We start from the raw sequence: 15,923 nt of genomic DNA on the forward strand, positions 1-15,923 counted from the left end.
ATGGATACCGCAAATCACATAACCAAAAAACAGCTTCCCGCTTCCCAGGATTTTTCTTTCCTGAAAGGAGAGGCGATTGCTTATGTGCAAAAGCATATCGGAAGTGAATGGACCAACTTTAATCCGAGTGATCCCGGAATGACCATTCTGGACCAGTTTTGTTATGCGCTGACGGAATTGGGTTATTGCACCGATTTTAGCATTGCCGATATCCTGACCGATGCTGAAGGGAAAATGGAAATGGAAAACCAGTTTTACCAGCCTTCCGAAATCCTGACTACAGCCCCCTACACGATTGATGATTATAAAAAATACCTGATCGACGGCATAGAAAATGTAGACAATGTTACCCTACTTTGCTATAACGATAATGTTTTTCCCTTTAACAAAGTGTATCAGGTTTATCTTTATATAAATCCGGCGATTACAGACCCAATTGAAATTTCAGGGCTTTGCAAATCGGCCTTTTACCTTTTGAATAAAAGCCGAAACCTGGGCGAAATTTTCAATACCCCAATGGCTTTACTCCCGGTAGCGTGTTGGATAGATACGAAAATCATACTCGAAAAAAATGCCGATCCGTACACTGTTTTACTGGAATTGCAAAACAATATCCGCTCCTATATCTTTTCAAAAATAACACAGGCAGATTACGATACTTTAAAACAAAACGGATACACGGCAGAAGCAATTTTTGACGGCCCGCAATTGGTAAACGGCTGGATTTTAACGGAATCCTTAACCGATAAAAAAGATTCGATAAAAGGAATTGATTTGGCAACCATTATAGCATCTACACCCGGTATTGCCTCAGCATCGTGCGTGCAGCTGTATCAGAACCAAGCATCGGTTACAGTGCTTCAAGCTGAAATAAGTGAGATACTGGCTATTGATGTACTGGCTTCTTTTCAAAACCAGAAACTGCTCGTAAATACAAACGGAAAAGATTTGCCGCCTGACAGCTTCGGGCCTTTACAAATCAGGATGGATAATTTTAATGAAACCACCGCTTTTATCAACAACAAAACCAATTCCAAAGCACCCAAAAGCAGTTTTAGGGATATCAATACCTACTACTCCATTCAGAATACCTTCCCGCAGCAGTACGGCATTGGGGATGACACTTTAGAAAACGCCTCACTGCCCGTTCAGGTGGCACAATCCCGTCAGCTGAAAGGATATCTGACGTTGTTTGATCAGATACTGGCCAATCAGTTTTCGCAACTGGCGAATATTTCGAAACTGTTTTCTTTTAAAAACGCCCTTTGCGGTGCTCCTTCTGATGAAGATAATTTTTATGCTGTAAAAGATCCATACGATCAAAAACATTTAGAATATCCGGTGCCTTATAAAACCTTTGCACCCAGTTACTTTTATCAGTCCCTGTATAGCATTCCTCACATTAAACCCTTGCTAAAAGACAATACGGCTTTTAATTACAGTTCCGGTACAGAATCCAGGGCTGAGCTATTGGAGAAAAGCTGGATCGAATACCAACAGGATCCATACAATCCGTATATTTTTGGTTTAATGAAAATCATGGAAGAGGAAAAAACAAACCTCGACCGACGAAACAATCTTCTGGACCACCTTCTGGCCAGACACGGTGAATCTCCCAAAGTAATCGATGCGATTATTCAGGACACCGTTTATACCGGAGACAAAAGAAAAGACCAGATTATCTTAAAAAGCCTGTATCTGCAAAACCTCGGACTGCTGTCCTACAACAGACAAAAGGGCTATAACTATTTGGGCGCTAAAAAAATAGCCCCTCATGTTGATGGAAATCCGGATATAAACCTACCGAAGATTAGTGATAAGGAATTCGGTTCTGTCAACGAACATACGACCGATTTTATATTCAAATCCGAGCAAATCAATACAAAAGAAAAACTGCACCAACAGGATTTCAATAATTTTTCGGGATTAGAACTGAAGCTGAATTTATTGTTCGGGCTTAAAAACATATACAAAAATTTCATCTCAGCGCGACTGGACAGTCAAAAAATCAATATTGAAAATTTATACAATACCACGATTTACAAAACCATCCAGAAAGCTTTGTGGTTTACGACAAACCGACACGGCAGTCTGCTGCTGGAAACGGTTTTGCTTTTGAATCCGTTGAAATTTAATCTAGAAGTCCTAAAACCGAATTCGGTAAATGAAGCCTATTACACGATTGACAACATCAGTTTTGAAACCGTGACCAACCTGAATTATGTTTTAAACGCCAGCAGCGAAGCCACACTGGATAGTGAACTGCAAAACGGCTATCTGCTGTTTTCCGGAACCAAATATCCGTTTACGGCAAGCAACATTGCGACCGTCAACGAAGAAGATTACGTAAAAACAGCCAATTCCAATTATTCGTTCCGCATAACGGTGTCTTCCGGTAATGCCAAAATAGCGCTTGATGCTAAAGTTTTCAAAAAGAGCTTCTTATTGCTGTTCCCGGATTTTATTCCGTCGCTGCAAACCCCGGAATTCAAAAAGAGATTGAAACAATTTCTTAAACTGAATGTCCCTTTTAATGTAAGTTATGAATGTCTTTTTTTAAGCATTCAGGAATTAGAAACCTTTATTCCGGATTATATGTACTGGTATGAAAGTTTGCGCTACAAAGACGAATTACTTCAGCTGCCAACGGAGCAGGAAGGTTCTTCCACAGTTAAAAATGACCAACCGGTATCTGTCGATCCTGTATCGTCTGCCCTCAACCTGATTAGTAGTTTAACCACAATTTTAGAAGCAAAAAATGGAACAAATTAACAGCCATATTGTATCAAGTCTAAAGTGGGACACTACTTTTGATACCCGGGAAGAAGGATACCGACTTCAGGAACGTCTGAGTACCTGGAGCAAAATTATGTTGCCCGGAGAAGTCGCCAGCGTATTCAATGAACTTTGCCCGCCGGAACAAAGCTGGAGAATCCAGTCACTCGAATTAGATCTGGGTGCCTGCGATTACAGCGACCTTGAATTCGATCTGAGTGTTAAAATCCGTAGCCTTTTGCGCGAGAAAATAGCCGAACTGATTATCAATCAGAACAATCAGAAACAAAACCTGATTTCGGTGTACAACAAAGAAAAATCGATGCTGGAGAACCTTACCGTTTTTTTACTGGAAGGTTACCTGCCGTGGAATTTTCAAAATAAAGAAGGCTCCGTAAATCAGATTATGGCCGAACTGCTGCAGCAGCATTTACCTGAAGTGGTTGCGATTATCAAACAAACCGGAGTAACGCACGAGGAAGTACGAAAAAGAATTTCATGGCAGTTTGAAGAAAAAAATGTCAACAAAATAATAGCCGCACTAGAGCCTAATAACAGCGGTTCTATTATCGAATTTTCTTCGGTGATGACGAATCTGCAGGTAAAAGAAACCATTATTCAGACCAGCACGGCGAGTTTCAAAAAGAACCTTTATTTCTTTATTCTTAACTTTTTGCTGCTGGAACGCGGAACGCTTTTTAATAAAATCGCTTTTATGAAAAGCAGCATTCTGCAAATGGCGAATCATTATAATATTTCGTATTTGGAACTTATTTTATTAATTGAAAATACAATCATTAAACTGTCGGACAAAACAACCCAGCATAACGATTTTATCTTCTCCTTAAAAACACTGACACAGGAATACGAAACACAAAAAAAAGCGCCTTACCAAACTGAAAAAAGTGTGGATTACTGGACTCTTTTCGAACAGTTACTGAAGGATCAGAAATTGCGAAAATCCAAAACAGCAAAAGATAACCTGAATGAACTGATGGTAGCGCTTAACCAGCAGAACAGCGGTAAACTGGGCAGTATTATAAAAAGGGTTTTGCATACAGAAGAGACACTGATTTCTCTTATCGGGGATCTCGATGAAACTGCCGTAAAACTACTATTTTCAAAACTCGACACCAGTACGTCTTCCCTAAATCTGGATACGGTCCTTTACCTGAACATTTTAAGCAACAGACTGAAGCTCAAAACAAAAAGCAATGTATTATGGCAAATTGGAATTGCTTTTCTGATCCAAAACAAAAATACGGATCATACTGCTTTTCTGCTGCACTGCATCAAAGCGTTAAGCAAAAAGAACCATCTCGATACCGAACAATTGCTGGAAGCCTTTACAACGGCACGAATTCCCGAGTCTTTAAAAACAACCCATTCAGCCGTAATTTATAACAAGCTTTCCCGTGTTTATTGCAGTGAAATCGGCCGAAATAATTCAAATTATCCTGCCGTGCATTTCAGGAATCTCATGTCGAAACTGGAATTGCAGCTGCAAAAAAAATCGACTAAAAATGAGGTTTTTGCTGACTTGCAAAGCGCACTGATCAAAACGATTTCCCTGCATCCGAAAATGGCTTTTGAAGTAATGCTGTCGTACGGAAATAAAGATTTTATCAAAAAAATACTTCCGTTGGTGCTGAACCGTGACGTATTACAATTGTTGGTCCACAAAACCGGTTATAAAAAAACAGAACTGGTACGGACAATACAAATCGTCTATGAAATTTTAAATGCTAAAGAAAAATACGAGTTTCCGGAAGAACTGCTTACCGAAGATTTATTGCTGTTCAGCGTTCAGGAAATATTGCTGCATCCCGAACACAATTTGTCTGTATTTCTGGAAACGGTCCTACATGAATTAGCCAAAAAAGTGACGAATACGAAGCGGAAGGATTACCTTCAGTTTATCACTAAATTATTGCAATCCGGAAGGGTGAAATCGTTTGGCATTACAACCAAAAGAAGTTTTCTGAATCAGTTAAAAAGAAACAGTGCTATTGATATTGCGGCCCTTGTCCTGTTGATTCAGAGCACATCTCCCGACGCTCAGTTGGAGTTGTCGAATTTATTGGTTTCTAATTTTGAGGACGCCCAATTTAGTCTGCTGCGAAAACAGGACAAAAAACAGAGTCAGGACCTCATTTCGTATTTTTTAAAGAATGGAATATTCCTGAAAAATAAGTGGATCAAAAGCCAGTCTGCTGCGATCATCAGACAAGCCCAATCCGTTTCGAAAAGTAAAATCAGTGATGAACTGAAGGAATTGTTCTGGCAAACCCTGTTGAACTATTCGGCTTATAAAGGAAATGAAGTGCTGTTGGAGAAAATGCTGCAAAAAGCTTTTACGGTTTATTTCAAAAAAGTGATTGCTACTCCAAATATGGTATTCGAAAACAAAACAAAAACGATGGATAAAACAGCTTTCAAAACCGCAACAGCAAGTTCTTATACCGAAATATATAAAGATGATCTCATTCCTGAAAATAGTTTGTTTCCGGATCAGACCACAGCAGAAAAATCATTAAAAACTTCCGGAAACGCGATACTTTTTAACGGACAAAAACTAACTGAAAAAGAAAAATACGACTGGTGTTTACAAGTCATTCTCCAAAAACAAATTCCAACTGGTTTAGCCACTTCAGGAACATGGGAGATTAAAGCCGTATTGAATGAAATCATAGCCGAAGCACCCGGAATATTCTTTAAAATAATCAAAAAAGAGTTCCTTTCTGAAGCACAAACCGACTGGCTCAGCCGGAACATTAGTTTCAGTACTTTATGTGAAGCCGTGAGCCAATTGGACAAAAACAAAGAATCGTACCTGAAAATTCTGGAGAAATTCTATCATGTTCTCGGTGCCTTTACCATCCGCGGAATTGCCGCCAAAGACCTGCAAAGTCTTTTGTTACGGAAACTGCTTGGGGCGGCAGCCAACGACAACTGGCGCATCATTTCTATTGATAAAATCTGGAACGAACTGATCTGGGATGTCGTGACCAAAAAAGGAATCGCCAAAAAAAGCTTCCTGGCAGATCTGGAAAAGCAAATCTATCAGTTTCCACTGTCCCTGCAGCTTAGTTTCAGGGAAATTATACAGAATGAAAAACAAATCGTTCTGAAGGTGCAAAAAACGGCAGTGATTTCAAAGATGGAAAAATTAAAAGTCCATACACCTGCAAAAACAGTCTTAAAGGAAGGGATTACAGTCCGAAATGCCGGAATCGTACTCTTAAACGATTATGTCGTCATGCTTTTTGAACGCCTTGGATTAGTAGTGGATAACAAATTTACGAGCATCGAAAATCAAATTAGTGCCGCTCAGTATCTGCAATATGTCGTTACCGGACTAACAGAAACCGAAGAAACCTATTTACCGCTGAATAAGGTATTATGCGGTTTATCGCTGCTGCACACCGTTCCTGATGCCATCGAAATCTCTGAAGCCAACAGGGAATTAATCAATGGGCTGATACAGGCAGCTATTTCGTACTGGGACGCCATTGGCGAATGTTCGGTGAGCGGTTTCAGGGGCAACTGGCTGGTGCGCGAAGGCACTTTATTTGAAATGGAGGACCGCTGGGAACTTACCGTCGACAAGAAACCGTACGACGTACTGATCAACAAATCTCCGTTTGCCTTTTCGATCATGAAATACCCGTGGATGGATAAACCGTTGCATGTAAACTGGCCGTACTAAACCAGTGTGAATTTAAAAATGAAAAAATATCTATAATAAACCGACCCTTGAAAATAAAAATTAATCCACTAAAAAAACAATTATGAACAGCTACAGTGAAAATTTACATTCCAGTGTATTGGCTTCATTAGAAAGCCAGGAATCGAATAAGAAAAAATTGGACTCCCAATTGAATTCTTCGATGTTTACACTTTATTATGCCGAAGGTGCTGAAATAGTAACCAACGACAAGTCTGTTACGGCAACGAAAAAATACAATCAGTCGCAGAACATTAAAAAACTGGCTACTGAAAGCAAGAACATTTCGACCAATACGCTATTGTCTGCCACACAGCAAAACAGTTACACTTCGCAATCGGTAACCAATGTAGCCACGAGTGCCGCCAACATTCAGGTTGCTGCCAATGCGATTGTACGATTGGCAAGCGATATGGGAAGCATTTTTAGTATTGTCAATGCCGCCGACTACGGTACGCAGATTTATCAGCAAAGTTTTGAGGCTTACACGCTGATGAATACAACCGCTTACCTGGCAGAAGTGGCGTCCCAGCATGCCATGGAAACCTCTGCCTCTATTGCCGAAGTGGCCTCATCGACCGTACAGGACAAGGCAAAAGTTACCGATTCTGCCGTAGACAATCTGCTAAAAGTGGCAACCTCCGATTTTACCGCTATTGCAGCTGTTGTTGCGGCCCAGAATGATGCCAAGGCGGCGGCAAGTGTGACGACCAAAAAAGCACAGGGAGCAATAGAATCGAATAAGGTGGAACTGCAGGCCGCAAAAGTGGCTTACAATCTCAACAACAAAAGCCTGAACTATAATCTGAAAGTACATGTTCCAAGCGTTTATGACGGTTCTTACAATGTTTCTTTTGATTTTTACAAACCACCTTTTAACAGCAATGAAAAAACAGCCAATGCTGCCTCTCTTGGTTTAGACAATCCGGTAAAAAGTTATAATATCTTCCTGGTAAAGGACAGTAAAAAATCTACCTTCTCGGCACTGACGGCAGAAGAAGCAATGGGGAATTCACTGCAATATGTACAGCTTATTCCGTCACCTGAATATCCTTCAGAAACCGATCCGTCAAAAGCGCTTACTGCTGCTGTTGATACTTCGAATGCGTACTTTGCTGCTCTGAATGCCGCCAAGTTATCTAAAGAGAAAGTCGTTCAGGCAAAAGATACACTGCGCGATGCCAATGCTGAATTAGTTACTGCCACTAAAGAAAAACAGGAAGCTGATGTACTTGTTTCAGAAGGAAAAGAGGAAATCACCAAATTAAACAAAGAACTTCCTGCTGCCAAAGAAAAAGCGGCACATACTGCTGAAGCTTCTAAAAAAGAGCCTAAAAACGCCGATCTTGCCAAAGCGGCCACAGACGCATCCAGAGCTTTGACCAACTTAGAGCAGTCGCTTGAAAATGCGAAACTGAATGAAACAAAGGCCGTTGATGCGGCCAAAGTTGCCGCCGATACGCTAAAAATTGCCACTACAAACGTAACCAATGCCAAAACCAATCTGACTGCTGCGGAAACACAGGCTGAAAATGATCAGAAAAACGTAGTCACTACTGCCCAGTTGGCTGCCAACTCCAAAAGAGAAGGCTTTAAAAATATCCAAAGTATTGATTTAGTAGATTCTGATAATGAAATGCTGGCCCTGGGTGAAAAATACGTGATTTTTCTGCTGACCATCTTTACGGATGATTATAAAAAAGGAATTAATACGTACGATGATTTTCTATCGGCCCCATCGGAGACTTTTAGTTTAAAAAACACACTAAAAGTGGTAAACGATATTGCTGTAGAAAAAGAACCGGCAAGACATATTCTTAATCCCGACCTGCCGGTATTGTCACCTTATGGCATCAACTTTACCGTAGACGAGACGGATCATAAACATACGGAGTACAGATGTATGTTCTTATCGTATAATGAAGATCTTTTTACGAGCTATGAGCTGGATTATTTTGAAGAAAGTATAGAAGTAGCCGTAATCAAAAAAGAAATTCAGTACTCCCAAAATGATATCAGTCAATTCAGGGAAGAACTAAAAACCATAACCCTGAAGATTAAGGAATTGGATGATGCCTTTCAAAAAGAGATCAAAAATCTGGACCCGGTTAAGGACAAAGATAAAATCAAAGCACTTACTGCGGAAAATAAAAGTATTGTCAATAATTACAGTCAGGTTCAAACGGAAATTAATTCAAAATTGTTAACTGTTACCGCAAAATTAAATGAGCTGCATCTTTCTTTTGAAAAGATAATGGCCGAAAAATTGCCAAAAATAAAAAATAAAAAAGGCTTTTTCTTCAATCTGAAATTAGCGGAAAATGTTGCTTCAGGGAATTATACAACAGCCCTGCCTTCGTCTAAACATTCCTTGTCTTACGAGGCCAAAATTGACCCGACCACGACTGACAATTTTGGTAACGCATTGATAGACGGAAAATTATACATTCCTGTTGTCCTTTCTGTTTATTCCGGGAATGAGACCAATCAAAATCAATACAACAATAATTTATCCGATTGGGAAAACGAAGAACCATTTCTTTTTTCAATAACAAATAATCAGTAAAACTAACCCGTTAAATTCTACACTATGGAAACTATAGCATTAGTAAAACCAACTCCGAAGAGATATGGAATTACAGAAAAGAAAAAGGCCGATCTGGATTTATTAACGTCTCAGGTAACAGATGCACAGGCTGTCGTGCAGCAGCAACTGGCAGTTGTTTCGTCTTTAAATCAGAAAGCCATTAAATATCAGGGCTATGTGGTAGAGGCAGAAAACAGCAGAACCCAGTCCTTAAGCAACAAACAGCTTGCCGAGCAGGTGGTTCAGAATGCCTTAGACCTGACGCAAAATTCTGAAATTGCCTTTTCTAAGATGACCGCTGCCAATGAAAACACCGGAGCGGTAGCCAAAGAAATGGCGGCATTAATCAATAAACTGATTTACTCGGTAGAAATTATCAATAAGTTATCCAATCTCGTAATCCGCAAAAAAGCTTTAAACCCGCTTATTTCAGATGATCTGATCACTAAAATAAATGCTGCCGGAGCAGACGCCAACAATGCTGTTGCCCTGACCCTTAATGCCCTGAAATCAATCTTTGCCGCCCAGTCACTGGCTTTGGAATCTGAAGCGATTACAGCTTTGGAACAAAAACAGGCCTTAACGCTTTACCTGACGCTGACCGGAAAAAAGAGTGTGAACCAAACTTTTACATTAAAAGATAATAAATCGATTCTGGCCTTGCTTGCCACTGCAGATATTGAAGCAAAATCCGCTTATCTGGAGGCCAACAGAGCCAATGACGAAACGACGAGACAATTGAATTCGGCGACTACTCAACTGAACAAAGCCCAGATTGAACTTAAATCACTGGAGGATGCGCTGGCGGCTGCAAATGCTGCGGCTCTGGCCTCTTAAGGAAACTAAAAATGTCCACTGCTGCATAAGCTGTTGCAGTGGACTTTCATCTCTTAATTTTTAGTCGTATGGATAGCATCTACAAAAAATTCTACAGACATTTTTATTTAAAAACAGCCGGATTTATCCCGACCAAACCCTTAAACCAAAGTCTGTTTCCCGGCGATTATTTTCAGATAAAAAATGGAGAGATTATCGTATTGGGCAATCTGTACCGCAATACGATCATAGCTCCGGAAGAGGCCGATTTAAGCGTTCCGCTACTTTTGAATGCGTCGAACTGGAATTTTAACGAGGGAATTTCAAAACCCTATTCCGGCCGTGGACATGGTCATAGCGCCATTGAAGGGCAATTTGAATTCAGCAAGCAGATACTGGCTTTTGCCCATGAGGGCAGCTTTATTTTTAAGGCCGAAGAACCGCAGTCCATAAAAATTAATAACTGGAATGAAATTCAGCAGCAATTAATTATAAAACTGACGCAGACCTTATTCTCCTTTCGGGAAATTTATATCGTCACAGAAAGTGCCACCGCCGCTCACACCACACTGGCCATCGCCGGTGAGAAAAATGCGGAACTGGAACTCGCCAGCGAAACCGAAAACTTTGGCCTGGTTGATATTTTCGGGCAGGAGAACACCAAAACTATTCAGTCTAAGGATATTGAGTACTATCATCGGGAAACCAAAAGAAAACCCGCTTATTTTAAAGCTAAAAAACTGGTGGTGCAGGATGATAAACTGGCTTTTTTCGTTAGTGATTTCATTACTAAAACCAATAATTCGAGTGAATGGACAGACACTTTTTATGATGCCAATTTTCATAACGATGCCGATTATAGTTCCCAAATGATCCTGCAGAATGCACAGGGTCATTTTCTGGATATGTTACAAGCCAATGAACTAAATCCAAACACGGCTTTATTGTATTTTAAATGGGCAGATGCCAATTTAGACGATGTTGAAAAACTATTTGCTAATTATGGAAACTAGCCCCAACATATTGGTACTGGACCGGGAAATGGACTGGCTGCAAAAAGTAATCGATCAGGTCATCTGCAGTTATCTGCTTCAGGAAGGTCATGAAAATCACTGGATGGACATTCCGCTGCCTCAGGCAGAAGATGAAACGGAAGACGGCGTTTATTACACAAAAGTGGCAGAATGGGATTTAAATCTGTTCGAAAGGCTTTGCCTTGCCCTGATACTGGCTCCACAGATCAAACCGGAAATACTGGATATTTTTTTTAGCAAAAATGCCCTGTACGATCGTGGTTTTACAGAATTTGGCGGTGTCATCAATAAAAACCACAGCGGATTTATACCAACAGGTCAGACCTTATCCTTTTTAATCACTGCTGTCAATCCGGAATTAAAAGTTGAAGTATTGAATGTGCTCAGCGCTGCTAACATCCTTTCGAAAGAACAGGTTTTAGTACTGGAAGCAGCAGAATCTAACGTTCCGCTTTTAAACCAGACCCTGGCGGTTAACGAGCGCTGGCTGCATTATTTTATCACCGGAACTTTACCCCGACTGGAGCATAGTGTTTCGTTTCCGGCACAACAAATTTTTACCAACCTCAACTGGTCGGATCTGGTTTTGGAAAATCAGGTCATGGAGCAGGTCATGGAAATTAATGCCTGGCTGAATCACGGAGAAACATTGATGACCGAATGGGGACTTGAAAACAAAATTAAAGCCGGATACCGGACGCTTTTTTACGGACCACCGGGAACAGGAAAAACGCTTACCGCTACCTTACTGGGCAAAAACACCAATCGGGAAGTATACCGGGTCGATCTCTCGATGATTGTCTCCAAATACATTGGGGAAACTGAAAAAAACCTGTCGAAAATATTTGATGTCGCGCAGCATAAAGACTGGATTTTGTTTTTTGATGAAGCGGATGCGCTTTTTGGCAAACGAACCAGTGCCTCCTCCTCAAACGACAGGCATGCCAACCAGCAAACGGGTTATTTATTACAACGTATTGAAGATTTTCCCGGAGTGGTCATACTGGCTTCCAACCTAAAGGAAAATATGGACGAGGCTTTTTCAAGAAGGTTTCAGTCGATGATTCATTTTGGGATGCCGGGTCCTGAAGAGCGTTTGCTGTTATGGGAAAATGCTTTCTCGGGAAAATGCAAACTCGATCCTGCTATTGATCTCGAAAACATTGCAGAACAATATGAACTCGCTGGTGGCGCCATTATCAATGTATTGCGGTATTGCGCCCTGAAAGCGATACAGAAAAACGAAACCGTAGTGGGTTTTCAGGTTTTACTGGAAGGTATCAGACGTGAATTTAAGAAGGAAAACAAAACCCTCACCACAGCACATTTAAATTAAATATCCTTTTTTTTTGAAATAATAATTATCAAAAATCAATATAATCAAACAATTTTTATTATGGAATCAACTACAAATTGGGCCATTGACCAGTATAAAATTACGGTTAACGGTCAGCCATTTTTTGGCAACGGAGTGAGTTACTCCCCTGTACCCTGGGGAGCCTGTGCCGCTTTTGTTCCCTACGGAGATTTTACCATTAACACCTGGAAATCGGTATGGGGAAGAGACCTGGAACTGATGAGAGCCAATGGAGTCAATCTTTTAAAAACCTACAACACCCTTGACTCCGCACAGCTCATAGCGGGTGGAAATCCCGGAACCTGGGACCACGAACACAAAGAATTTCTGGATGCCTGCTGGAACAATGGCGAAAATCCGATTTATGTTTTAATGGGTTACGCACCCCCAAAAACCAATCAGCAGGCATTTCTGCCTCTTACCTGGGCGGACAAGGCAAATGTAGATTTGCGTGCTTCATTCAAAACCGCCTTAATTAACCTGGCGTCTGCCTGGGGGCCCTATCCCGCTGTAATGGGATTTGCAATGGCAAATGAAGTGAATGCAGAGGATGTAATCCAAAATCCATTATTTTTTAAATACTGGAATGAGGTTGCCACAGCAATTGGCAGTGCCGCTCCGGAAAAACTGACCTCATTGGCAAATTCTGATGATAGTATGCACAGTGTCATTAAAGGAAATCAATATATAACGGCAGGCAATTTCTTTTGGGGTTATAATTCCTATCGTGGAAACTGGACCAATTCAAATGGGTTTGATGATTTATTCTCAACATTTAAAACAGCAACGGCTGCAAATCCTCATCCCTTAATGCTTACCGAATGGGGCGTTCCTGCCTCTACACACGATACTGCAGGAAATATTCAGGAAATGAATGCTTCGCAGATGGCTAATTTAGTTACTTATATTACAGGTCATTATAACGATATGGTCGCCAATCGCTCTGATATCGGTCAGGGAGTTTGCTGTGGCGGTACCTATTTTGAATGGACCGATGAATGGTGGAAAGCAGATCCACCGGGTACACAATGTAATCAGCCTCATGCAGCACCGGCGTGTAACTCCGGAGTATGGAATCCCGGGCCTGACATGAATTTTAAGGACAATTTCCCCGGAAACTACTGGGACGAGGAAGCATTCGGATTGTTTTCAATTGCTCCGGTGAGTCCTGCTACCAGAAAACCTGTAAAAAAGGGCGGATGTGTCGGTCCATGGAATCCGGACACCAATACACCTTATGCACCTGATACGCTAACGGCAAGGCCTCACGCCAAAGCTTTATTTACAGCCATGTTAGGTCTTAAAAAAGGGTAAACTGTTTAATGTAAGGATAGTGTGGCTGAGATCAGTTTCAAAGCCACACTTATTTAATAGATCCTTTTGATCGGCTGAATTTTAATTAAAGTGCTTCAAAATGAATCAATATCAAACAAATCATCTGAAATACGCATTGAAACCAGAGGTACCAAATACAAAGGGTGCTGTTGCTGCAGGAATTATTACCAGGAAAATATAAATTGATCATGAAAAACATTGAACATACGTCCGAAATCGTGCTTCCTAAAAAGCGCTTGTATACGCATCAAACGGAGCTTAAAATCGGAAACTGGAAAAACAATTTCGATCTGAATTATACCCATACCCTTATCGCAATTGCGCTCAATCATTCCTGTAAATACCATGATCTGATCATCAATGGGTATCTAATTACAGCAAAGAGTGTGTATTTAGTAGTCAAAACACCTGAAAAATCAATTGAAAATGTGCTGAGTAAAATAGAAGATCATATTCATCTCTTATTAAAAAACGATAATAAAACCTTAAAAAACAAAAACTTCAATATTGATTTTATACTGGACAATGAAGATGTCTTTTTTGAGATTCAGGAACCCTTGTTTAAAGTATCTCCCTTAAAAAATGACGATCTCATTCCACTCATCACCGGCAAAAAAATAGAACTCCCCTATTACGACCGAAGACTGGAGGCTTTAAAAAAACTGATTCACCATCATCCTTTTTGTTCCGCTATTGATTATTCAGGGGCAATAGGACCCGTATACGTAACCTTATTAAAAAATTAAAAAACAAGTAAACCAAATATACAGCCTAAAGGCATTTAACCAACCAAAAATCAAACTATGAGTACAGCACCAACAATAGCCGATAATTTTACCGTTTTTGGAATTGATATTTCAAAATACCAGGGAAACGAAATCAATTCTCTGGACAAACAGACTGACAAGCTTACGTTTATCATCTGCAAAGCCACAGAAGGCATTACCTATACCGATCCGGATTTTAAAACCAACTGGCCGGCGATTCAGGCAAAAGGTTTTGTGCGTGGTGCGTATCATTTTTACCATTGTGATGATGATCTCGCCAAACAGGTGGCTAATTATTTGGGAGTTGTCGGCGAACTTTCAAAAACCGATTTCCCTCCTATTGTAGATTTTGAAGAAACCAGTATCGATCCCGGTATTGATAAAACCACGATACAGCCCAATTTACTGCAATTCCTAACGCTGCTGGAACAAAAAACAGGAAGAAAACCTCTTATTTATACAGACAACAATACTGCAAATGCCTATCTGACAGATCCTGCTTTTGCCGCGTACAAATTGTGGATAGCCGATTACAATGCCACACTTGCCTTACCAAATGTCTGGAAATCCCAGCCGTGGACCTTATGGCAAAAATCTGCGAATTATACCTTAAATAATCAGTCCAATGATTTTGATGTTTTTAATGGAGATAGCGCCGCTTTTGCAACATTCATCCAAAACAGTTAAGATTCGAATCAAAAAAGGAAAACCTTTTAAAAAAAGCAGGAATGGAAAGATATCAGGGTAAAATATCAGACAATAAAACCGTAATAACTGCCGCGAATGTAAATCGTAGTAGCGCTGCGGTGCAACTGAAAGATAATCGGGAGCTGTCACTGGTTCAGAGAAAGCTACAGGAGATAACAGGCAATAGTTCTCCTGTTCAGCTGCAAAGTAAAACATTAGGCAATGGAGTCATTCAATTGGGCAGAAAAAAGAAAAAAGACGATGATGAATACCTGCCGCCGCAAGGCAAAAAGCAAAAAAGATTCACCATACCGAAACGAATTGCAGAAAGAGTTCTAAGACGAACCGCGCACAGACGTGCCCACGCCAACAGCAAATACAGTCATGTTTTTACGTGTCCTGCCTGCAGGCGGCCATTGGCTGCTATAAAGAAAGGTAAGTCCAATTTGAACCTCACGAAGTTTGCCTATACCAGTAAACGAGGAAACAGACACAGCCTGCGTGCCTTAGCTCTGGATCATTATCCACCCTGGGCAGGGCGCGAACTTGCCCTGAAAGCAAGAGGAGCTACTCATGAAGAAATAAGAGCAGATCATAATGATCCGTCCCGTTTAAGGGCTATATGCAAAAAATGCAATGAGAGCCATAAATACGAGAAAAGAAAAAAGCTCGAGTATGAAAGTGAGGACGATGAAGAAGGTTATGTTACCGATGAGGGCGAGCATGAAAATAAAGGCAACTACAAAGATTTTCGCAAAGATCCGGACCCTGATCCGGGTTCCGGAAGTGCAGGTATTACGGCCTGAGACAGCACGATGATCAGCGGGCTTTAAATGAT

10 protein-coding genes are annotated in these 15,923 nt (G+C 40.7%); all 10 read left to right on the forward strand.

Features of this window, described 5'->3' with window-relative positions:
- Nucleotides 1–2,772, forward strand: a complete 2,772-nt coding sequence (locus tag HAV12_RS14410) for a hypothetical protein (protein WP_171570272.1) — start codon at nt 1–3, stop codon at nt 2,770–2,772.
- The gene (locus tag HAV12_RS14415) at nt 2,759–6,484 is read left to right on the forward strand and encodes a contractile injection system tape measure protein (protein WP_171570273.1); all 3,726 of its coding nucleotides are present in this window, start codon (nt 2,759–2,761) and stop codon (nt 6,482–6,484) included. Before HAV12_RS14410 ends, HAV12_RS14415 begins: the two co-directional genes overlap by 14 nt.
- A gap of 82 nt (nt 6,485–6,566) precedes the next feature.
- The gene (locus tag HAV12_RS14420; protein ID WP_171570274.1) at nt 6,567–9,068 is read left to right on the forward strand and encodes a hypothetical protein; all 2,502 of its coding nucleotides are present in this window, start codon (nt 6,567–6,569) and stop codon (nt 9,066–9,068) included.
- 24 nt (nt 9,069–9,092) lie between these two features.
- A complete protein-coding gene (locus tag HAV12_RS14425; protein ID WP_171570275.1) occupies nt 9,093–9,926 on the forward strand; it encodes a hypothetical protein in 834 nt (277 codons plus the stop codon).
- 68 nt (nt 9,927–9,994) lie between these two features.
- A complete protein-coding gene (locus HAV12_RS14430) occupies nt 9,995–10,918 on the forward strand; it encodes a hypothetical protein (RefSeq protein WP_171570276.1) in 924 nt (307 codons plus the stop codon).
- The gene (locus HAV12_RS14435; RefSeq protein ID WP_171570277.1) at nt 10,908–12,275 is read left to right on the forward strand and encodes an ATP-binding protein; all 1,368 of its coding nucleotides are present in this window, start codon (nt 10,908–10,910) and stop codon (nt 12,273–12,275) included. The genes HAV12_RS14430 and HAV12_RS14435 overlap by 11 nt, the downstream gene beginning before the upstream one ends.
- A 60-nt stretch (nt 12,276–12,335) precedes the next feature.
- Nucleotides 12,336–13,610, forward strand: coding sequence for a hypothetical protein (locus tag HAV12_RS14440; RefSeq protein WP_171570278.1), 1,275 nt, complete (start codon nt 12,336–12,338; stop codon nt 13,608–13,610).
- Between the two features lie 209 nt (nt 13,611–13,819).
- The gene (locus HAV12_RS14445; RefSeq protein WP_171570279.1) at nt 13,820–14,377 is read left to right on the forward strand and encodes a hypothetical protein; all 558 of its coding nucleotides are present in this window, start codon (nt 13,820–13,822) and stop codon (nt 14,375–14,377) included.
- 57 nt (nt 14,378–14,434) lie between these two features.
- On the forward strand, nt 14,435–15,085 hold the full coding sequence (locus HAV12_RS14450; RefSeq protein ID WP_171570280.1) for a GH25 family lysozyme: 651 nt from the start codon (nt 14,435–14,437) through the stop codon (nt 15,083–15,085).
- 41 nt (nt 15,086–15,126) lie between these two features.
- Nucleotides 15,127–15,891, forward strand: coding sequence for a GH-E family nuclease (locus HAV12_RS14455; protein ID WP_171570281.1), 765 nt, complete (start codon nt 15,127–15,129; stop codon nt 15,889–15,891).
- Nucleotides 15,892–15,923: the final 32 nt, after the last annotated feature.

Source organism: Flavobacterium sp. CLA17 (assembly GCF_013112255.2).
GTDB classification, from domain to species: domain Bacteria; phylum Bacteroidota; class Bacteroidia; order Flavobacteriales; family Flavobacteriaceae; genus Flavobacterium; species Flavobacterium circumlabens.